Raw genomic sequence first — 19,535 nt, 5'->3', positions numbered from 1 at the left:
GGCGTCAGGGGGAGCGGTGCGGGCGCCCGGCCTGCTGTCGGTATGTCAGGCGGCCGGCGCCACCGCCCCGGCCGCGATGCGCACCGTCACCTGGCGGGTGACACCGTTGACGGTGACCGCGAGGGTGACAGTTCCCGTCCGCAGCGCGCTGAGTGTGCCGGTGGCCGGGTCGAACGACGCGACGTGCCGCCCCCGGGCATCGCCGTGCTCCCCGATGCGGAGGTTCGGGGAGCCCGTCCAGTCCACGCTGACCGGGGAGCGTGCCGGCACGGACCGTGCGCCCTGGGTGACCCGGGCGGTCACGGTCGCCCGCTCACCCGCGACCAGGTTGGCGGGGGCGTCGAGGGACAGTTCATCGACGTGCGCACGGGTCTGTACGGAGACCCAGTCGGGTCCGCCCTTCCACGGTTGCAGGCGCGCGGCTGTCTGCGCGCCGCCGGAGACATGGTCCGCCCCGATCAGGGACCAGCCCGTGAACCCTCCCTCGTCGGCGGGTCCGGACGGCGCCTTGCCCGAATTGCCGTTGACGAGGTACGGGACGCCGTTGACGTGCGACGCGTGGAAGACACCGACGTGGCTGCCGATCATCGCCGCGCCCTTGCCCGTCGTCCGGCGGAAGCCCGCGAGCCACTGTTCGACGAGGGCTGCTTCCTTGCGGTCGCTCAGCCGGCTCCCCTGCTGCACGGTGGGGTCGCGAGGGGGTACGTGCTCGATGAGCATCACGGAGCCCACCGACCGGTCCTTCGCGGCCGCGTCGAGCTGGGCGCGCAACTCCTTGATCTGCTCGAATCCGCCGCCCCGGATGCTGAGGGCGGAGGTGTCCAGGGTGATGAACCGGGTGCCCTCATGGTCGAACGTCCGCCGGGCCGGGCCGAATTCGGCGATGAAGTTGTCGATCTTCCCGCCCATCACCTCGTGGTTGCCCGGGACGTAGTACCAGGGCAGGGAGTCACCCAGCTCCTCCTGGAGCACCTGCCGGGCGAAGGCCAGGTCGGCCGGGGATCCCTCGTCGACGAGGTCCCCGTTGACCACGAGGAAGTCGGGCCGCGCGGCCTTGATCTCGCGCAGGGTGCGACGTGCCTGCCGGACGATGGCGCTGTCCGGCTCGCGCGCGACGAACTGCGCGTCGGACATCACCGCGAACTGCCAGTCCCTGCGCTCGGTGACCGCCGCCGGGTCGATCAGCGGGTCGGCGGGTTCGGCCTGTTCGGGCAGCTCGACGGTGGGGGGAACCTGGGCGGTGAGGTCGTCGATGACGATCTCACCGGTGTACTGCGCGGCCGCCGCCGTCTCGGCGAGGTAGAAGCGGTACACCGACAGCGGCATCGCGGCGCCCGCGGGAACGGCGAAGGTGACCTCCCGCCAGCCGGTCCAGGTGACGTAGGGGCCGCGCAGCAACTGGTCGGAGCCCGCGGCGTCCTTGAGGTGCAGGGTCGGCCACGCTCCGTTGCCGTCCCCCTTGATCCAGAGGGTGTACGCCTGCGGCTGGCCCTCGACGGCGACGGGCTGCGGGGGCGCGGCGTAGGCGGCGCGCGTCGCGGTCGAGCGTGTGAAGTCGTAGGAGAGCCGCAGTCCCGTCCCGGTGTGGCCCTCGGGCGTGGCGGCGAGCGAGCCGTCCGCGCGGGCCTGGCTGAACTTCCAGGAATCCGCGTCGTCGAAGTCCGAGACCGCCTGCCGGGTGAGACCCACGCTCACGGCGAGGGTGGTGCTGACGCCGCCGACGGTGGCCGTGACCCGGCCTGATCCGGAGCCGGTACGGGAGCGGACGGTGAAGGACCCCTCGCCGTCGTCGGCGATGTCGAAGAGGGTGCGGTCGAAGTCCAGGGCGATGTCGTCCGGCTCGATCGGCGCGCCCGCGCCGTGGGCGTCGAGGCCGACGATCCCGAAGGTTCCGGTGGCATCCGCGTCCGCGAGGCCCACGCGCGTGGTGGTGGCGCGGACACGGTCCAGCCGGTCGAGGACGGTGATCCGTGTACCGCCTCCGGCGCCGGCCCGCTCCGCGCGGACGTCGGTGGTGCCGCCGCGGCGCGCGGTGAAGGTGCCCCGGCCGTCGACCGAGCCGATCGCGGGGCTGACGGTACGCCAGTGCGGGGTGCCTTCGGCGGGCCCGTACGTCTCGTCGTACCCGGCGGCGGTGAGACGCCGTGTCAGGCCGGGGAAGACGCGCTCGGGGTGCCCGCCGGCGACCGGGTCGTCGCCCGGAGCCGTGGCGGGCGGGGTCCGGGTCTCGACCCAGAACCCCTCGAGCCGTCCGCTGCCGTCCGGGGCCGTGAGGGCGAGGCCGTTGGGCACGGTGCGCTCACTGCCGTCGGACGGGCTGTTCTCCACCTGGAGGGTGTCGCTCCCCGGCTCGCGGGCCACCAGCGTCGAGGAACCGCCGCCGTCCAGGTTCAGGGCGCTGTACGAGCCGGCCCGGCGCATCATCTCGCCCAGCTCGGTGAGGGTGACGCCGCCGCTGTCGGTCTGCCTGCCGTCGACGGTGACCACCTGCATCGTGCGGCCGTCCCGGGAGAAGCCGACGGCGGTGCGGGGCGCCGCCGTGTTGTTGCCCTCGCCGTCGTGGTTCTGTGCCACCCCGTCGACGACGAGGAGTTCCCGTCCGCCCACGGCCGTGCGCGGCACCGATCCGCCGTCGGTCCGCGCCCGGTAGGTGATGCCGACCGGGTCACCGGGCCGGAGTCCGGCGAGCAGCTCGGCCCCCGCCTCACGGCCGACGAGCACCACGGTGTCCTCCGGGACGGGCCCGGTCCCGGGCGCGTCCGACACCGAGGCGACCTTGCCGTCGCGCACGGCCACTTCGGCGACGGGCCGCGCGTCGTCGACGGTGAGCGCGCGGTCGGCGCCGCCCCAGGCGGAGGTGTAGGCGCCCACCCCCTGGGCCGGGACGTTCGCCGCGTTGTACGCGGCGAGCGGGTGGGTTCCTGAGGGGAGCGTCAGGGTGCCCTCGAAGTAGAGCTGGAGGACGCGGCCCGCGTTCTCGGGCCCGATGCCCACGGCCCGGTTGACTCCGGGAGCGGGCGAGTGGACGGTCTCGCCGTCCTGGATGCCCGGGCCCTGGGGCGCGCCCGTCTCGTTGATGTCGAAGAAGTCCGCGTTGATCGCGGCGACGGTGCGGCGCCCACGGCCGGCGTCGTGGGCCGCGGCGAGTTCGGAGACCGGGCGGCGGTCCGACACCTTGCCCGAGGAAAGGTAGTCGGCTCGCACTCCTGTGCCGTCGAGATCGACGGAGAGGCTGTCGACGCGCAGCCACTTGTCGGATTCCAGGCGGTCGTAGGAACTGAGGCTGACGCCGGGGGCGAGCGGCCTGGTCGCGCGCGCGGTCTCGATGCCGTCGCCGTCCACGACGGACCTCGCACCGCCGGGAGCGGAGCTCGCGGCGGGCGGGGCGACGGGTCTGAGGATCTCGGCGGCGGTGTGCGGGTGGGGGTCCGGAGCCGAGTCGGCGACCGCGGGGGCGACGGCCCCTGCCACCGTCGCCGACACGGTCGCCAGCAGCACGAGTGGCCGCAAAGCATGCCGGAGGGTGCCTGAGCCCACAAATCCTCCTGGTGCGGAGTCGGTTGCGCGTGGAAAGCGCTGTCGGCGGACAGCATGACGGCGGTCGCCGGGACGCACCAGAGGACAACAGGTACATCAGGGGGAACAGCACGCGGCGGCCGGGTGACCCCGTACGTCGCGGGAGCGTGCCCGCCGCTCACCGGACCGCGGCGAGTGGCGGGCACGGCGTGCCGGACCTGCCCCGGCCATCAGTGGGTCCGGCGTCCGGTGGCCTTCCGCCCGGCCGGGACGCATACTTGACGACATGTCGACAGTGCGGCGCAGTGCCGGGATCCTGGTGTTCCGGGTCGTCCGAGGAGAGGACGGCCTGCCGGATGCCGAGGTGCTGATCGGCCACATGGGCGGACCTTTCTGGGCCCGGCGGCAGGAGGCGGCCTGGTCGGTCCCCAAGGGCGAGGTGGAACCCGGCGAGGATGCGGAGGCGACCGCCCGCCGGGAATTCACCGAGGAGCTCGGCCTGCCGCTCCCGGAAGGCGACTGGGTGCCGCTGGGTGAGGTACGCCAGTCCGGCGGCAAGACCGTGACCGTCTGGGCCGTGGAGGGGGAACTCGATCCGTCCACCGTGGTGCCGGGCACCTTCACCATGGAGTGGCCGAAGGGTTCCGGTGTGGTGCGCGCCTTCCCGGAGATGGACAGGTTCGCCTGGTGCACGCCGGAGGAGGCGCGGCTCAGGCTGGTGACCGGGCAGCGGGTGTTCGTGGAGCGGTTGAGGAATCACCTCAGGGAGGGCCACGCTCCCACCGGCCGGTAGCACCGCGGCACCGAGGGCTGTCCGGCACGGCCCGGTGGGCCGGCGTGCGGCGCCGGACCCGGCGCTTCGGAGGCCGCAGGGCGCCCGCGCACCGGCCGTGTGCGGGCGCCCTTCGACGCGGCGAGGACGAGGGTCGGCCGCGTCCGCACGAGCGCGGCCGAGCGCTCGGGGACGTATCCTGCCACCGGTCTTCGAAGGTCAGCCGTCAGGGACCGGCGCTCACTTCGGGGCGTCCCTCGCGCAGCGCCAGGCGGTCGCCGGTGAAGCGCCGGCGGAAACTCCGGTCGTGGGAGACCACTACGACGGCTCCGGCGTACCGTGCGAGCGCCGCCTCGACCTCCTCCACCAGGCCGAGTGCGATGTGGTTCGTAGGCTCGTCCAGGATCAGCAGATCGGCCGGACGGCTCACCAGTCGTGCCAGGGCGAGCCTGCGCTGCTGTCCGACGGAGAGCGCGGCCACGGGCATGACCAGGTCCTCCTGGCGGAACAGACCGAGGGCGAGCAACTCGTCCGCGTACTCGTCGGGAAGCCCGGGCCGGCCCGCCGCGAAGGTGGCGAGCAGGGAGCGCCGGGTGATCCTGGCGGGGAGTTCCTGCGGGAGGTAGCCGGTCCTCCCCCGGCGCCGCACCCTGCCGGAGTCCGGGGCGAGGTCACCGGCCAGGACGCGCAGGAGCGTGGTCTTGCCCGCTCCGTTGGGGCCTGTGACCAGAAGCCGTCCGCCCGGCTCGACGCGGAGGGCGGGCAGCGTGAGCCGGCCGCTCACGACGACGGAGTCCAGCTCGGCCAGCGGGCCGGTCTCGCCCGAGGCCAGGGCCAGTTCGGCCGTGAATCCCAGGGGCCGTGGCGGCGCCGGTACGGGCGAACGCCGTAGTGCCTCCAGCCGGGTCCTGGCTGCGGCGACCCGCCCCGAGAGTTTGGCCTCGTGCGACCGGCGATGCTTGCCGAAGCCCTGCCCGGGGTCCTTTCCCGTGGCGGCGAGCCGCCGGCCCGCGGCGTTCACCAGCTCATCCGTCCGTTCGAGTTCGTCCAGCCATTCCCGGTGCTCCTGTTCCCTCCGGCGGCGCTCGGCCGCCCGGGCCGCGCGGTAGCCCTCCCAGCCGTCTCCGTAGCGGGTGACATTCCGCAGGTCGCGGTCGACCTCGAGGATCACGGAGGTGATCCGCTCCAGGAACGCCCGGTCGTGGGTCACCACGAGCACGGTGCCCGGGTGGGCGCGCAGATGGTCCTCCAGCCAGCGGACGGCGTCGGCGTCGAGGTGGTTGGTGGGCTCGTCGAGGAGCAGGAGTTCCGGTGCGGCGGCCAGTACGCAGGCCAGCGCCAGGCGCGACCGCTCGCCGCCGGAGAGGGTGCCGGTCCGGCGATCCCGTGGCAGTGCGCCGAGCCCGAGGCCGTGCAGTGCCGCGCCGGTCCTGGCGTCCGCCTCGTATCCGCCGCGTGCCTCGTAGGCGGAGAGCAGATCTCCGTAGGAGTCGAGCTGCTCGGCAGTGGGATCGGCGAGGGACAGGGCCTCCTCCGCGGCCCGGATCCGCTGTTCGAGGGAGCGGAGTCCGGCGAAGGCGGCGTCGATCGCGTCCTGGACGGTGGCCCCCGGGTGGGTCTCCGGTGTCTGGGCGAGGTAACCGGTCCCGCCCGGGAAGCGGACGGTGATCCGGCCGCTGTCCGGGGGCTCCGCACCGGCCAGCAGCCTGAGCAGGGTCGATTTCCCTGATCCGTTCTCGCCGATGATCGCGGCCTTCTCACCGGGGCGGACGGTGAGCGAGACCTGGTCGAGTACGGAACGTTCGCCGTAGGCCTTGGAGACGGCCTGTACGGCCAGTTGGGCGCGCGCGTGCTGTGGAGACATGGGTGTTCTTCCCTGAGGTGACGTGCGCTCGCGGCGCGCCTCGACATGCTGGACGCGGGCGCGGCGCGGAGCCGGGTACCGGACGGCGGGAGAGGACGCGGCTCACGGCGTGATGACACGCGGCGACGCCCGGCGTCGCGCGGCGGCGTCCTGGCCGTGCGTCAGAGAAAGAAGTAGTACGAACCCATCATGCGGTTCATTGTAACGACGGGGAGGACGCCGGCTACGGACTTTTCGGCACCGGCGCCGCGGGGCCGTGGCGAAGAGATCACCCCGGGTGCACGAGCGGTGCCCCGCATCGGTGCGCGATGCAGGATTCCGTCCGCGCGACGGGAGCCGGGGGCGACCGGGCGCGGCGCGGGGAACCGCGCGAAGAGCGCGGGCAGCGGTGCCGCTGTCACTTCAGGGTGCTGCCCGTGATGCTGCCGCGGGCCGGCGCCGGCCTGCTCAGGACCAGAACGGCGATGTCGTCCCGGCGGACTCCACCGGAGAACTGCTGCAGGTCGGCCTGGAGCGCGCGCAGCACCTCCCCCGGCTCGTCGGCCGCCCACTCCTGCAGCCGTTCGTCGAGGGGGTAGAAGGCACCTGCGGCGTCCCGGGCCTCGGTCACCCCGTCCGTGTAGACCATCAGGGCGCCGCCCGGTGGGAGGCCGAGCCATTCGGCGGTGCGCGGTTCGTCGCTGAGGTCCGCCATCCCCAGGGGTACGGATGTCCGGTGCAGCGTGACCGTGGAAGCGGTGCCGTCGTGCAGCAGCAGGGGAGGGAGGTGGCCGCAGTTGACGCACCTCACCCTGTCGCCGTCGTCGAAACCGAGCAGCAGTGCGGTGACGAAACGGTCCGCCTCGCCGGTCTCGGCGGAGAAGGCGTTGTGCCGGACGACCGCGTCCTCGACGGCGCCGGCCACGGCGGTGAGGTCGGTCTCCCTCACCGCCGCCTCCCTGAACGCCCCGAGCGCGGCGAAGCCGACACCGATCGCGGGGAGCCCTTTGCCCTGTACATCGCCGATGATCACCCGGGTTCCGTGCGGTGACTGCACGACCTCGTAGATGTCGCCTCCGACGAAGCGGTCCTCCTCGATCGGCTCGTACAGGCCGTACGCGCTGACCTGGCGTGTGAGGACGGGGAGCGGGCGCAGGATCTGGCGCTGCAGGGCCACGGCAGCGGAGCGCAGCCTCGCCACCTCCGTGGCGTGCCGGATGCGCGCCGCACACGCGGCCACGCCCAGGCCGCAGGCGAGTGCCGTGAACCCGAGGAGGAGGAACACGTCCCAGAAGGCCCCGGTCGAGGCCAGTTGGGACCCCACGACGACCAGGGTGACCCAGACGGCCACTCCGGTCGTCTGACGGACCGTGCAGAAGACGGACGCAAGGGCCGGGAGGACGATCATGAGCGGGATGAGCGGGAGCCCGTCGCCGGTGAAGGCGTCGAGCAGCACCACCCCTGCCGTCAGGACGAGGAGCGACAGAGCCAGCTGCAGGGTCCCGATACGGGCCTCACCCGCCGCGGTCTCGCTCGGATCCGCTCCGGGAAGTGGTGCGCCGCGCGACGCCGACGGACGCCGGAGCCCCATGACCACAGCGCGCCTCCAGCTCGTCCGTTCCCTAATGCCCCACTTGTTCCAAACTACCCGCCCCCAGGCCCGCGGGCCTGGCATCGGCGGCCTCGGGGACCACGGCCGAGAGGAACGCGGTCCTGCGGCGCAGGGTGAAACCGAGGGACTCGTACAGCCGGACCGCCGAGGTGTTCGACGCGGCGGCATGCAGGAACGGTGTCTCGCCCCGCTCCCTGATCACGTGGGCCACGGCTCTGACGAGCCGCGACGCGAGCCCCTGGCCCTGTACGGACGCGTCGGTGCACACACCGCTGATCTCGGTCCAGCCAGGCGGGTGCAGCCGCTCACCGGCCATCGCGACCAGCACCCCGGAGCGGCGGATGCCGAGGTAGGTGCCCATCTCGACCGTGCCCGGGAGGAAAGGGCCCGGCCGGGTGCGTTCGACCAGGTCGAGCATGTCCGGCACGTCCTGCGGTCCGAGGAGCAGCGCTTCCGGGTCCGGTGCCGCGTCCACCGCCTGATCCACCATCTGGACCCCCTCCGCGTGGAAGACGATCTCCCAGTCGGGCGGCGGTGGCTCCTCGAAGGCGGTGACGGTGACCGTCCCGCCCGGGCCGGCGAGCGCGGCGGCCTCCGCCCAGTCCCGGGCGTCCTGCTCGTCGGGGAGCGCGAGCCAGGGGGTGACGTCCGGCCGGTAGCGCAGGACACGTCCGTGCCGTTCGGCGAATCGGGCGTGCGGGCCGGTGAGCGAGGAGCGGACGGGGTTGTCCAGCGGGTGGGACCCGTCGACACCCTCGGTGGGGCCGGACGCCCGCGACGGTTCCGAAGCTCGCCGAGGCGGGTCCGCGGGCAGGGGGGTGGCCTCGGGCATGGGCCTTCTCACTCCGTTCGGTCGGCGGGCGGCGTCACGGAGAACGGTGTGCGGCGCCCGGACTATTCCCGCGGCTCCTGCGCCCCGGCCGCCGAGGCGGGTGCGCCCGGCTCCGGGATCCCTGGCACGACTCGGCACGATAGGCCCCCAACGGACCTCCGGCTGTGGCACCCTGAAGATGGCCGCCCCACCGGGCTCCCCCGTACTGGTGGGGCGGTTCTGCGCTCCGGGCACACGGCGCGCCTCCCCGTCCGTGGACACCCGAACCGGGCGGTAACAGCACTTCCCGGCCATTGCCTCCCGCCTTGTGGCCCAAATCTGCTTTTTCGCACATGAGTTGAGTGCCATCGGGCAGGCGAACACACCTCGAGGCATGCAACCTGAGGAGCGTGACGGGATGACCGCGCACCCTGCACAGACCGCCGGCGAGGTACGAGCGGACGCCCTGGACGCTCTCCCCTGGATCGAGGACGCAGGGCAGATCGCACCGAGGGACGCCCGGCGGATGTCGAAGCTCTTCTTCGACCGTCTCCAGGTCCTGGAGGAGGGAACCCCCGAGCACCAGTACGCCCGGAACACCCTGATCGAGATGAACCTGTCGCTGGTGCGCTTCGCGGCCGGACGGTTCCGTAACCGGGGCAGCGGCGACATGGAGGACATCGTCCAGGTCGGCACCATCGGCCTGATCAAGGCGATCGACCGTTTCGACCTCTCCCGCGAGGTCGAGTTCACCTCCTTCGCCGTGCCGTACATCGTCGGGGAGATCAAGCGTTTCTTCCGGGACACCACCTGGTCCGTGCATGTGCCGCGCAGGCTGCAGGAACTGCGGGTGGACCTCGCGAAGGCCAAGGAGAAGCTGGCGGCCGAGCTCGACCGGGACCCCACGGTGTGCGAGCTGGCCCAGGAGCTCGGGGTGGACGAGGCGGAGATCGCCGAGGGCATCGTGGCGGCCAACGGATACACGGCCGGCTCGCTCGACCTGCCTGCCGACGGGTCGGAACCCGCGAGCCGGGCGGCGGGCACGCGCACGTACGCGGACGTGATGGGTGAGCGCGACCCCGGGATGGAGGCGGTGGAGAACCTCACCACGCTGGCACCGCTCCTCGGCGAGCTCGACGCCCGGGAGCGCCGGATCATCGACATGCGATTCGGCCAGGAGATGACACAGGCTCAGATCGGTGAGGAACTCGGCATCTCCCAGATGCACGTCTCCCGGCTGCTCAGCCGCATCCTCCGCAAGCTGCGCAGCGGGATGCTCACCCAGGACTGAGCCGCGGCAGGCGCGTACCAGCCTCGATGGCCGTCCCGTGGTGCCCGACGGGACGGCCCTGGGCCGGCTGGGGCCCGCCGTACCTCTGTTGCGGCGGCGTTGCAGGTTCATGGCGAGGTGGGCCGGATCCTTCCTCCCTGCGCGGGCCGCCTCTACGGTCCGGTGCGGAAAGCCAACCGCAAGGCCCCTCAGCCGTCTCCGGCCCCGCCGTGCCGCCAGATCCCACGGAGCACTCACATGACGTCCGCACCCCGGTCGGAAGCCGCGTACGACCGTCTCCGGTTGCGCCAATGGACCAGGGGCGACGCCGCCTCGGCGGGGATCGACCGCCGTGATCTGCTGAAGCTGGTCGCCGCGGCCTCGGTCGCCGCCCCCTTGGTTCCGGCGGCCGCCTCCCCCGCCTCGGCGTCGCAGCCGGGCCTGCCCGGAGTGGTGAAGCCTCTGCCGCCGGAGCTCTTCACCCTGCGTGGGACCAACGCGGAGACCAACTTCGCGGCGCTGCGCGACACCGGGCTGCTCACCCCGGCCGACCGGTTCTTCGTGCGCAACCACACGACGACCCCCTCGGTGGACCCGGCGCGGTGGACGCTGACGGTGTGGGGCAGCGGGCTGCACGGCGGTCCGGTGGACTTCTCCTACGACGCGCTGCGTGCGCTGCCGTCGGTCACCCGGACCGCGTTCATCGAGTGCGCGGGCAACGGCCGGAGCTACTTCACCTCGCAGCAGGACCAGCAGGTCAGCGGCACCGCCTGGACCCTGGGCGCCATAGGGACGGCCCGCTGGCGCGGCGTGCGCCTCGCCGAGGTGCTGCGGCGGGCCGGGATCGACCGGCACGCGGTCGACGTACTCCCCCGCGGCCTGGACGCGGAGGTCGTCAGCGACGGGACGAACCTGGGCCGGGTGCGCAGGCCGCTGCCGGTGTCGAAGGCGATGGACGACGTGCTCCTCGCCTACGAGATGAACGGTGAGCCGCTTCCGCCCGACCACGGCGCGCCGGTGCGGCTGATCGTGCCGTCCTGGGTGGGCATCGCGAACATCAAGTGGGTGGGGGACATCGAGGTGAGCGCGCAGCCGCTGCTGAGCCCCTGGAACACGAGCCTGTACCGGCTGTTCGGTCCCGGGTACCCGGCCGAGGGCAGCGCACCGCTGACCGGGCAGACGCTCAAGAGCGCGTTCGAGCTCGCGCCGGGCGCCTCCTTCGCCGCCGGCCGACGGCACCTGATCACCGGCCGGTCGTGGTCGGGCGGGGCGCCGGTGCGATCGGTCGACGTCAGCACGGACGGCGGGGTGCGGTGGCGCCCCGCGCGGCTGCGCGACGAGCCACGGACGGGGAGCTGGGTCCGGTGGACCGCCGACTGGTCTCCACGGCGGACGGGCCCCGGTGTGCTGCTCGCCAGGGCGACGGACCGGTCGGGCCGTGTCCAGCCGGCCGTCACCGCCCACAACACGCAGGGCTATCTCTTCGACGCCGTGGTGCGACACGCCGTGAACGTGGTGTGACCGCTCACGCGCGGCGGCCCTTCAACGGGAGCCGCCGCGCACGGCGTGGGGTCACGGACGCCGGCCGGCGTAGTACGTGGCGATCATGTCCTCGTCACCGTGGCCGGCCGCCTGTGCCCGGGTGAACCGCTCGGCGGAGGCTTCGACCAGGTCGAGCGTCAGCCCGGCGGCCTCGGCGGCCTCGAGGATCAGCCGGGTGTCCTTGAGCGCGGTGGAGAGCGCGAAGCTGGGGCTGAGGTCGCCGGAGAGGACCGCGGCGGACTTGCCCTGGAGGTACGGCGTGTCCAGTGGTCCGCCCTTCATCGCGTCGAGGAAGAGCCTAGGGTCGAGATCCAGCCCCTCGGCGAGGTTGAGGCACTCCGCGACCGCGTTGACCATGTTGATCACCCAGGTGTTGGCCACGAGCTTGAGCCTGGTGGCCGCTCCGGGTTCCTCACCGACCCAGAGGGTCCGCTGCCCGATGGCCTCCAGGACCGGGAGCACGGTGGCACGGGCGCTGGAGGGACCGGAGACGAAGACGGTGAGGGAGCCCTGCTCGGCCGGCTGCCTGGTGCCGGAGACGGGTGCGTCGAGGTAGACGAGTCCCAGTCCTGCGGCCCGGTGGGCGAGGTCCGTCGTGGCGTCGGTTCCGACGGTAGAACTCTGCAGCCAGACCTGCCCGGGCCGCAGCCCGGGAGTGGCGTCACGGAACGTATCGGCGACCGCCGGGCCGTCGTTCAGCGCTGTGAGGACGACATCGGCCCCGCGCACCGCCTCCTCGGCCGTGTCCGTCACGAGGGCGCCGTGGGCGGACAGGGGCTCGGCGCGGGAACGCGTTCGGTTCCAGACCCGGACGGGGAGTCCGGCCCTCAGCAGGCTGCGGGCCATGCCCGATCCCATGATCCCGGTGCCGAGGACGGCGACGACCGGTGTCCCCGGCGGGGTGTCGGCGGGCGATGCGGTGGTCATGAGGTTCCCTTCGTCGCTGGGTACGGCTTCGGACCGGCCGGGCCTCAAGAGTGCCGCAGCGCACTCTCCAGGACGGCGCTGTGCACGGCCCTGGCGAGTCTCGCGCCCCAGCGGGAGCGCGGTCCTGCGAACGATTCACCGGGCAGCCCGGCGGGGTCGGGGGCCGCCACGCAGACCGCGTCGGTCGGCGTACCGGAGCAGTCCATCCCGGCTTCCAGCAGGGCCTGGACCTTGGCCTCCGTGGCGGTGGCCACTGCGTTGACGAGAGCGGCGTCGGAGAGCGGCTCGGGCAGGACGACGACGATGTTGACAGTGCCCGGGGGCAGTGCGGCATCGCTGCCCTCGGCCGGGGCGGCGGCCCATCCGCGCACACCGAGGCCGCTGGTGACCGTGGCCGTCGCGCCGCCGTCCTCCGCGACGGTGCGGTCGGTGACGTCCGCCGCGGTCATCAGCCCGGCTCCCGGGCCGTCGAGCGACTCGGCCGCCGCGATCTCCGCGAGGTGCCGGTCGGGATCGAGCCGTGGGTACCCGCCAGGGACCTGGGCGTTCAGGATCCAGCCGCGCGTTCCGATCCCGCCGCCGAGCACCGCGCTGCTGCACACCCGCCAGCCGGGCCCGAGACGCCAGACCAGATGGTGCAGCGAAGAGCCGTGCTCCTCGCGGGAGTGCAGTTCTCCTCGCTGCCGGGGCAGCGAGATACCTGAGGATCCGATGGCACACCCCCCCCGTGACGGGCCTGCCGACCCCTTCGGCAGAGCGTTGATCATACGGGCCGGTCAGCTCGCGGAATCCGGCGCCCACCTCCGGGCCATCACCCGAATGGCCTAATGCAGCGGGCGGGCGGATAACGGCGTGGAGCGGGGCCACCGCCCCTCCCAGGTGTCCGGGGCCGCTCACCGCGAGGACCGGGAAGTTGCACCGTCCATGCGGGTGAGGCGCGATGGAATCCGGACGCGCCTCCCCTGCTGGACCCACCCACAGGACGCGCCCGGGCGAGGAGGAATCGGCCATGGGAGCCGCTGACGGTTTCACGGATTCCGGAGAACTCGACGGTCTGACCGTCTACGACAGCGACGGTGAAAAGGTCGGAGCGGTAGGACGGGTGTACGTCGACGACGACACCGGCAAGCCCGACTGGATCACGGTCAAGACCGGCATGTTCGGCATGAAGGAGAGCTTCGTACCGCTTGCCGGGGCTCGCCGTGTGGGCTCCGACCTGCACGTCTCGCATCCGAAGGACAGCGTCAAGGACGCGCCTCGGGTGGACGCGGACGCGCACCTCTCCGTATCGGAGGAGGAGGAGCTCTACCGGCACTACGGCATGACCAGGAAGGGAGCCGGTGCGGGCGGCGACGCACGCACGACCTCCGGGACCGGAACGGCCGCCATGGGCGCCGCGGGTGCGGCCGGAGCCGCCGGGGCCGCAGGCACGGCCCGTAACACCGGCCAGCCCAAGCCCACCGGAACCAAGGCGGGCATGGGCGCCGCGGGCACCACTGCCGGTGCGGGCGCCGGAACCGGTCGGCACCGCGACATGGACGCCTCGTCCACCTCGCGTCCGCTCGCGGGTGCCGGCGCGGAGCGGTCCGCCGCAGGCGCAGGTGGCCGCGAGGAGATGATCCGGTCCGAGGAGCAGCTCCAGGTCGGGACGGAGGAGTACGAGAGCGGCACGGCGCGCCTGCACAAGTACGTCGTGACGGAGAACGTCACGCGCACGGTGCCGGTGTCCCACGAGGAGGTGCGCGTGGTGCGTGAGCCTCTGCAGCCGGGCGAGAAGGGAGCGGCCACCAAGGGCCAGCTCGGTGAGCAGGACGTCGAAGTCACCCTGCACGCCGAACGAGCCACCGTCCGCAAGGAGGCCGTCCCGGTGGAACGGGTCCGTCTCGAAACCAGCAAGGTCACCGAGCAGAAGGAAGTCTCCGCCGAACTCCGCAAGGAGAAGATCGACTACGCGGACGGCAAGGAGATGGGCAGCGACAAGGACACGGGCGGCGAGTTCGGCCAGGGACGTCGTCGCTGACCCCCTCGGAAAGCGGCGAAAGGCCGCGTGACAGAAGCGAGGGGCGGACCCGGTGGTTCACGGGCCCGCCCCCTCGTCCGCCCGGGCGCGGCCGGGAGGGTGCCGGAGTCGGCCCCGGCGGGAACCGTACCGACGGCCGGCGCTCCGGACTCTCCGGCGTCACCGCGCGCACCCGGTACACGGGAGGCGGTCACGAGGTCCGGCTGCCGGCCGCCACCCGGTCAGCGCGGGAGGCGAACCGATTCGCCGCTGCCGGTGCGCGGCCTCCCGGCGCGGTGGGCCAGCACGGACAGCGTTCCCCAGTAGCCCAGGAGGACGACCCGTAGCCCCAGGAGCTCCAGCCGCTGCCCCAGACGCGCCGCCAGGCGGGCGCGCCCACCGCTCATCGGGCGTCCTCGCGCGGGTCGTTCCAGGCTGCCGTCGGGTCGTCGTAGGCGTCCGCGTAACCGGGCCCGGCGATCGGCCAGTCGGCGAGCAGCTCCTCGGGGAGGGCGAAGGCGTCGGCCAGTTCAGGGGCATGGGCGGCGACGGCCGAGATCAGTTCCTCGGCGGCGCCGGGGAGCGCGTCGACCTGCTCGGCTGTCAGGAGGCCGGATGCCAGGAGGTCACCGCCGTTCCGTGCCACCCACTCGACCGCGAACAGCCGTTGCAACTCGCCGAGCCGGTCCCCCGCGGCCCCTTCGGGCAACGTGGCGCGGGCCTCCGTGAATGCCTGGAACGCCTGGTGGTAGGCGTAGGCCTCCACACCGCGCAGGCCCGCGCCCGAGGCGGCGTTCCACTGCCCCATGGTGTCGGCGGGGGACGCCCGCAGCGCGCGTTCGCCGGCGCGTGCGAACCAGATGTCCTGGACCGCGGCGAGCAGTTCGCCGAGGACGGCCGGATCGGCGAGGTCGCCCGGCCGGGACCCCGGCTCAGGCCGGCAGTGACGGCCGGGCTCGGGGGCGAGGAGCATGTCGGCGGCGGCCTTCGCGTAGAGGGCGATGTTGTCGCCCTCCGCGGTGATGGCTCCCTCCACCCCCGTGACGAGTTCGGTCATGCCGTTGTTCTCCAGCAGGGCCTGCGCACCGCAGCGTTCACGGCTCTCGACGATGACCTCACGGGCCCGCCAGGTGATCCACGCCTTGGCCACGTCGACCAGGCGTTCCGCCTCCGTCCGGCCGGCCTCGTCCGTACAGGCGTCCCAGCGCTCCTGCACCCTGCGGGAGAGCAGCGTCATGGCGAAGACCGTTGCCATGGCCGAGGCGAGGGGACCGTGGTGGGTCCGGTAGGCGTTCACCGCGACCGGAGGCATGCCCCGGCTGCCCGAGATCATCCGATGGCCGCCGTAGCGCACGGCGACGGCCAGGGCCGCGCGGGCCGAGCCGGCGGCGCAGGCGCTCATGGCGATCCGCCCCGGGGTGACCCGGCCGATCGAGGTGAGGAAGCGCCGCCTCCTGTCGCCGGGCCCGGTACGGAACTCGCCGGGCCCGGTGGGGGACTTTCCCGGCCCGGTGGGGGACTTCCCCGGCCCGGTGGGGGACTTCCCCGGCCCAGCAGAGGGCTTCCCCTGTCCGCCTGTTTCGTCGCCCGACTCGAGGAGGGCGTCCCTCGGGACGAACAGCCGGTCGAACGACGTCAGGCAGTGGTCCACGGGGCTGCCCATCCGGGCCGGCAGCCGCCGCACCCGGACCCCGGCGAGCGCGCGTACCTCGTCGGTGAGCGGCACCAGGAAGAGGCGTACCCCGTGGTCGGCTCCGTCGGCGACCAGACGTGCGGCGACCAGTCCGGTTTTGGCGCCGCCCGCCGGGCTGGTGTTGGGCATGAACTTCTGCGCACCCGCGTTCGGGGTGTGCAGGACGAACCCGTCCCGCTCGCGGTCGTACGTCGCCGTCGTCTCCATCGCGGCGGCGTTGTTGCCGTGCGCCACCTCCGTGCAGAGGAAGGTCCCGATACGACGCATCGACAGGTAGTCCGAGAGATCGCGAAGGCCCGCGCGGTCGTGGTCGAGAAGACTGCCGAGGAAGAGGTTGTAGTGGATTCCCGCCACGGTGGTCAGCGCGGGATCGACCGGACCGAGCCAGGCATGGAGGGCGGCGAGCGCTCGGGGGTCGGAGGCGAGCCGCGCCCCGCTGTCCAGGGAGCGGTTGAGGATCCGCAGGCGCTCGTAGGCGAGTTCCAGCCGCTCCTCGGGGGTTCCACCGGAGGGCCGACGGAACGGTTCTGTGCTGATCAGCCGTCGCCAGAAGCCGTGTTCGCGGCGGAGATCCGGACCGAGGAGGACGCCGGTGAGCTGTTCGGTGGTGGAGTCGGGGGCGGTGTCGGTGAGGGTCGCGGTCATGTCGGATCAACGACCGCGGCAGGGGCGAGGACACCCCCTTCCCCCGCTACCCCTCGGGAACCGGTGCGCTGATCAGGGCGGCGGCCAGTTCGTTCGCGTCCGGGGGAAGCGCGCCCGCCCGCGCCACGGTCACGGCGGCCGAGGCGACCGCGTGGCGCAGCACCTCGCCCAGCACCTCGGGGTCCAGCGTGCGGAGCCGGTCACGGCCGGGCGCCCCGAGGAGTCCTCGCCCGGCCAGGGCGTGCAGAGTGCCCGACATGAATGCGTCGCCCGCTCCCACGGTGTCGGCGACGGGGACGCTCTGCGCGCCGATCCCCACGGACGCCCCGGGCAGGAGGGCGAAGGCGCCTCCCTCGCCCTTGGTGACCAGGACGACGGCGGGTCCGGTACCCAGCCATCGCGCCGCCACCGTCTCGGGGGCTTCGTCCGGGTACAGCCACCGCAAGTCCTCGTCGCTGGCCTTGACGATGTCGCTGAGCGCGACGAGGCTTTCCGCCCGGTCGACGGCGCGCGCCCGGTCCCCCATCAGCGCCGGCCGCACGTTGGGGTCGTAGCTGACCGTCGCGTGCGTCCGGAGCGGGCGGATCAGGTCCAGTACGGTGTCGGCCCCCGGTTCCACGGCGGCGGCGAGGGAACCGGTGTGCACGTGGTCGGCCGGTGTCCCGGGCTCCACCGGCCCCAGGGTCCAGCCGATGTCGAAGGTGTAGGTGGCCCGGCCGGCGGCGTCGAGTTCGACGGTGGCGGAGGGGGTGGGCCCGCCGCGGCCGTCGGTGAGCACCCGGACCCCGGCCGAGGAGAGGTGCTCCTCGATGAGCCGCCCGTCCGGGTCCTGCCCCAACTGGGTGACCAGGGTCGTGTCGCGCCCCAGCCTCGCCAGGCCGTACGCGACGTTGGCGGGACTGCCCCCGGGGTGGGTCCGGTCCGGCTCGCCCGGCAGCCGGACGACGTCGGCCACGCATTCGCCGATGACCAGCAGGGCGGGGCTGTCGGACATGAGAGCGGTCTCCTGGAGAGCGGGCGGAGTGCCGGGGCACGGCGGTCACGGAAGCGCTGCGCCCGATTCTCCCCCGGGCGCCGCCGGGTGTGGCACCCGGGCCTGGTGCAGCGGTCTGCGGCGTTGCCGACGCCTCGGACCGGCGCGCCCGGTGCCGCGCGGAGTCCGTGTACGGTCCGGTGGACGCGGGGCGTACATCAAGGGAGAGCGACAGGATGAGACCGCTTCGATACTCGATCAACGTGACGCTCGACGGCTGCTGCCATCACGAGGCGGGGCTCCCCCCGGACGAGGAGTCCATGCGCTACTGGACCGCTGAGATGGAGCGAGCCGATGCGCTGCTGCTCGGCCGGGTGACCTACGAGATGATGGAGTCGGCGTGGCGGAAGCCGGCCACGGGCGTGTGGCCCGAGTGGATGGATGAGTGGGAGATCCCCTTCGCCGAAGCCATCGACCGGGCGAAGAAGTACGTCGTGTCGGGCACGCTGAGCGGGGTCGACTGGAATGCCGAGCTGGTGCGAGGTGACCTCGGGCAAGCGGTTCGGCGGCTCAAGCAGGAGTCGGGCGGCGGCCTGTGGGTGGGCGGCGTGACTCTTCCCCTGGCATTGGCAGACCTCGGACTGATCGACGAGTACGAGTTCCTCGTACAGCCGGTCCTGGCCGGACACGGGCCGACGTTGCTCGCCGGTCTGGGCGAGCGCGTCCAGCTCGAGCTCGTGGACCGCCAGGAGTTCCGGTCGGGGGCGGTGGCCCAGCGATACCGGCCCACGCGGCCTACCGCATGATGTGATGGTTTCCGGCACGTCCGTCGTTCCGTCGCGACGGAACGACGGCCCGGGGTCACGCTGCCCCGCGCCGGCCGTACCCCGAACGGCGGACAGACCGACGGGCACATCGCCGTCGAGGTGACCGCTCCGCGACAGTGTGGTCGCGGGTAGGGACCGGAGCGCCGTCCACGATGAGCACGGTAGTGAGAAAGACCGGGGGAAGCCGTGAACCGACCGCTGCTGTTCCTCGACGTGGACGGGCCGCTCAACCCTTACGCGGCCAAGCCGGAGAGGCGACCCGACGGCTACACCACAATCCGAGTCCCCCGCAACGACGCCCATGAGGTCGACAAGGGCCTTTCGTTTCGACGACGCCCCCTACGTGTCTGGCTCAACCCAGAGCACGGACGACTCCTGCTCCAGCTCGGCTTCGAGCTGTGCTGGGCTACCACATGGATGGACGATGCCAACCGGTGGATCGCGCCAGTCCTCGGTCTGCCGGCACTTCCCTTCGTCGACTTCGGCGACGTCCTGCTCCAGGAACGCCCCGATGGAGTCCACTGGAAGACCGGGCCGCTGGTGAACTACGCAGGCGGCCGTCCCTTCGCCTGGGTGGATGACGAGCAGAGCGAGCTGGATCAGACCTACGTGACCGCCCATCACCAAGGGCCAGGGCTCCTCCACCACGTCAACCCGCGGATCGGCCTTCGAGAAACCGACTTCCACGCACTCGCCGACTTCACCCGGTCCCTGGACACCTCACGAACCGCCGGCTGAGCACCTCACCAGCTCTTCAGGCTGCTCGGAATCTGCCTCCTGAGTACCGTCCGTCCGCGGCAGCCGGTCCAGGACTCTTTCGACGGTGGCAGCGCGCCCCGGCAGGACCCGCCGGACGAGCTCGGCTCGTTCCAGACCGCCCACAAACGACTGATCAGGTGGGTCGTGGATGGCACTTGGGAACGATTGCCTACCGGGCCGCACTCCACCTCGCGGCGATCCTCATCTGGGCCCACAGATGACCCACGGAAAAGCTCTAGGACTGGTCGCCGATGTCGAGTGCGCGAACGGCTCGCCGAAATTGTCGAACGGCACGGGCCGCGGGTCTTCACCGCGGTCGCCCGCCACCCCAGCTGTCCCTCCGCCC

The 19,535-nt window shown here is 72.6% G+C and carries 15 protein-coding genes and 2 pseudogenes; 7 read left to right on the top strand and 10 right to left on the bottom strand.

Going from position 1 to position 19,535, the window contains the following annotated elements:
* Positions 1-45: 45 nt before the first annotated feature.
* Positions 46-3,495 (bottom strand): phosphodiester glycosidase family protein, encoded by a 3,450-nt coding sequence (locus ACGFNN_RS07215; protein WP_393554034.1) that lies wholly within the window; start codon positions 3,493-3,495, stop codon positions 46-48.
* Positions 3,496-3,802: 307 nt separating this feature from the next.
* On the opposite strand from ACGFNN_RS07215, the gene ACGFNN_RS07210 reads away from it, so the two are divergent.
* Entirely contained in the window at positions 3,803-4,309 is a 507-nt protein-coding gene (locus ACGFNN_RS07210) for an NUDIX domain-containing protein (RefSeq protein WP_393553717.1), read from the top strand.
* A gap of 205 nt (positions 4,310-4,514) precedes the next feature.
* On the opposite strand, the gene abc-f is transcribed toward ACGFNN_RS07210, so the two are convergent.
* From abc-f to ACGFNN_RS07195, 3 genes are all read right to left on the bottom strand, one after another.
* A complete protein-coding gene (abc-f, locus tag ACGFNN_RS07205) occupies positions 4,515-6,152 on the bottom strand; it encodes a ribosomal protection-like ABC-F family protein (RefSeq protein ID WP_393553715.1) in 1,638 nt (545 codons plus the stop codon).
* A 397-nt stretch (positions 6,153-6,549) separates the two neighbouring features.
* Positions 6,550-7,728, bottom strand: coding sequence for a PP2C family protein-serine/threonine phosphatase (locus tag ACGFNN_RS07200; protein WP_393553713.1), 1,179 nt, complete (start codon positions 7,726-7,728; stop codon positions 6,550-6,552).
* Between the two features lie 25 nt (positions 7,729-7,753).
* Positions 7,754-8,575 carry a GNAT family N-acetyltransferase gene (locus ACGFNN_RS07195; RefSeq protein WP_393553711.1) on the bottom strand — a complete coding sequence of 274 codons (822 nt, stop codon included), beginning with the start codon at positions 8,573-8,575 and terminating at the stop codon, positions 7,754-7,756.
* 397 nt (positions 8,576-8,972) lie between these two features.
* Between ACGFNN_RS07195 and ACGFNN_RS07190 the strand changes: the two genes are divergently transcribed.
* Both ACGFNN_RS07190 and ACGFNN_RS07185 read left to right on the top strand, forming a co-directional pair.
* Positions 8,973-9,845, top strand: coding sequence for an RNA polymerase sigma factor SigF (locus ACGFNN_RS07190; RefSeq protein ID WP_393553710.1), 873 nt, complete (start codon positions 8,973-8,975; stop codon positions 9,843-9,845).
* A gap of 237 nt (positions 9,846-10,082) precedes the next feature.
* Positions 10,083-11,345 (top strand): sulfite oxidase, encoded by a 1,263-nt coding sequence (locus ACGFNN_RS07185; protein ID WP_393553708.1) that lies wholly within the window; start codon positions 10,083-10,085, stop codon positions 11,343-11,345.
* Between the two features lie 51 nt (positions 11,346-11,396).
* Here the strand turns inward: ACGFNN_RS07185 and ACGFNN_RS07180 are convergent, their stop codons facing one another.
* Positions 11,397-12,293 carry an NAD(P)-dependent oxidoreductase gene (locus tag ACGFNN_RS07180; protein WP_393553706.1) on the bottom strand — a complete coding sequence of 299 codons (897 nt, stop codon included), beginning with the start codon at positions 12,291-12,293 and terminating at the stop codon, positions 11,397-11,399.
* A gap of 44 nt (positions 12,294-12,337) precedes the next feature.
* Positions 12,338-13,060, bottom strand: coding sequence for an adenosylcobinamide amidohydrolase (locus ACGFNN_RS07175; protein WP_393553704.1), 723 nt, complete (start codon positions 13,058-13,060; stop codon positions 12,338-12,340).
* A 242-nt stretch (positions 13,061-13,302) separates the two neighbouring features.
* On the opposite strand from ACGFNN_RS07175, the gene ACGFNN_RS07170 reads away from it, so the two are divergent.
* Positions 13,303-14,313 (top strand): PRC and DUF2382 domain-containing protein, encoded by a 1,011-nt coding sequence (locus ACGFNN_RS07170; RefSeq protein ID WP_393553703.1) that lies wholly within the window; start codon positions 13,303-13,305, stop codon positions 14,311-14,313.
* A gap of 221 nt (positions 14,314-14,534) precedes the next feature.
* Here ACGFNN_RS07170 and ACGFNN_RS07165 read toward each other — a convergent pair whose 3' ends face one another.
* From ACGFNN_RS07165 to ACGFNN_RS07155, 3 genes are read right to left on the bottom strand one after another with little or no spacing between them, the layout of a single operon-like run.
* The gene (locus ACGFNN_RS07165) at positions 14,535-14,699 is read right to left on the bottom strand and encodes a hypothetical protein (RefSeq protein WP_393553702.1); all 165 of its coding nucleotides are present in this window, start codon (positions 14,697-14,699) and stop codon (positions 14,535-14,537) included.
* Complete coding sequence (locus ACGFNN_RS07160) at positions 14,696-16,630, bottom strand: acyl-CoA dehydrogenase (protein ID WP_393553701.1); 1,935 nt, start codon at positions 16,628-16,630, stop codon at positions 14,696-14,698. The genes ACGFNN_RS07165 and ACGFNN_RS07160 overlap by 4 nt, the downstream gene beginning before the upstream one ends.
* 46 nt (positions 16,631-16,676) lie before the next feature.
* Positions 16,677-17,624, bottom strand: a complete 948-nt coding sequence (locus tag ACGFNN_RS07155; protein WP_393553700.1) for a carbohydrate kinase — start codon at positions 17,622-17,624, stop codon at positions 16,677-16,679.
* Positions 17,625-17,839: 215 nt separating this feature from the next.
* Between ACGFNN_RS07155 and ACGFNN_RS07150 the strand changes: the two genes are divergently transcribed.
* Positions 17,840-18,409 carry a dihydrofolate reductase family protein gene (locus ACGFNN_RS07150; protein WP_393553698.1) on the top strand — a complete coding sequence of 190 codons (570 nt, stop codon included), beginning with the start codon at positions 17,840-17,842 and terminating at the stop codon, positions 18,407-18,409.
* Positions 18,410-18,512: 103 nt separating this feature from the next.
* Here the strand turns inward: ACGFNN_RS07150 and ACGFNN_RS07145 are convergent.
* Positions 18,513-18,593: pseudogene (locus ACGFNN_RS07145) on the bottom strand (IS5/IS1182 family transposase); the annotation flags it as partial.
* 23 nt (positions 18,594-18,616) lie between these two features.
* Between ACGFNN_RS07145 and ACGFNN_RS07140 the strand changes: the two are divergent.
* Together ACGFNN_RS07140 and ACGFNN_RS07135 are read left to right on the top strand one after the other, a co-directional pair.
* Positions 18,617-19,168, top strand: a complete 552-nt coding sequence (locus tag ACGFNN_RS07140; protein WP_393553697.1) for a hypothetical protein — start codon at positions 18,617-18,619, stop codon at positions 19,166-19,168.
* Positions 19,169-19,261: 93 nt separating this feature from the next.
* Positions 19,262-19,357: pseudogene (locus ACGFNN_RS07135) on the top strand (IS5/IS1182 family transposase); the annotation flags it as partial.
* Positions 19,358-19,535: the final 178 nt, after the last annotated feature.

This window comes from Streptomyces sp. NPDC048590 (assembly GCF_043199535.1).
Classification (GTDB): domain Bacteria; phylum Actinomycetota; class Actinomycetes; order Streptomycetales; family Streptomycetaceae; genus Streptomyces.
This window is presented reverse-complemented; position numbering and strand designations above follow the sequence as displayed.

Excerpts from the sequence above, each read along its gene's own strand:
- ACGFNN_RS07175 (WP_393553704.1), bottom strand. The coding sequence starts at position 13,060 with ATGATCAACGCTCTGCCGAAGGGGTCGGCAGGCCCGTCACGGGGGGGG.
- ACGFNN_RS07165 (WP_393553702.1), bottom strand. The coding sequence starts at position 14,699 with ATGAGCGGTGGGCGCGCCCGCCTGGCGGCGCGTCTGGGGCAGCGGCTG.
- ACGFNN_RS07155 (WP_393553700.1), bottom strand. The coding sequence starts at position 17,624 with ATGTCCGACAGCCCCGCCCTGCTGGTCATCGGCGAATGCGTGGCCGAC.
- ACGFNN_RS07190 (WP_393553710.1), top strand. The coding sequence starts at position 8,973 with ATGACCGCGCACCCTGCACAGACCGCCGGCGAGGTACGAGCGGACGCC.
- abc-f (WP_393553715.1), bottom strand. The coding sequence starts at position 6,152 with ATGTCTCCACAGCACGCGCGCGCCCAACTGGCCGTACAGGCCGTCTCC.
- ACGFNN_RS07160 (WP_393553701.1), bottom strand. The coding sequence starts at position 16,630 with ATGACCGCGACCCTCACCGACACCGCCCCCGACTCCACCACCGAACAG.
- ACGFNN_RS07185 (WP_393553708.1), top strand. The coding sequence starts at position 10,083 with ATGACGTCCGCACCCCGGTCGGAAGCCGCGTACGACCGTCTCCGGTTG.
- ACGFNN_RS07170 (WP_393553703.1), top strand. The coding sequence starts at position 13,303 with ATGGGAGCCGCTGACGGTTTCACGGATTCCGGAGAACTCGACGGTCTG.
- ACGFNN_RS07195 (WP_393553711.1), bottom strand. The coding sequence starts at position 8,575 with ATGCCCGAGGCCACCCCCCTGCCCGCGGACCCGCCTCGGCGAGCTTCG.
- ACGFNN_RS07150 (WP_393553698.1), top strand. The coding sequence starts at position 17,840 with ATGAGACCGCTTCGATACTCGATCAACGTGACGCTCGACGGCTGCTGC.
- ACGFNN_RS07180 (WP_393553706.1), bottom strand. The coding sequence starts at position 12,293 with ATGACCACCGCATCGCCCGCCGACACCCCGCCGGGGACACCGGTCGTC.
- ACGFNN_RS07210 (WP_393553717.1), top strand. The coding sequence starts at position 3,803 with ATGTCGACAGTGCGGCGCAGTGCCGGGATCCTGGTGTTCCGGGTCGTC.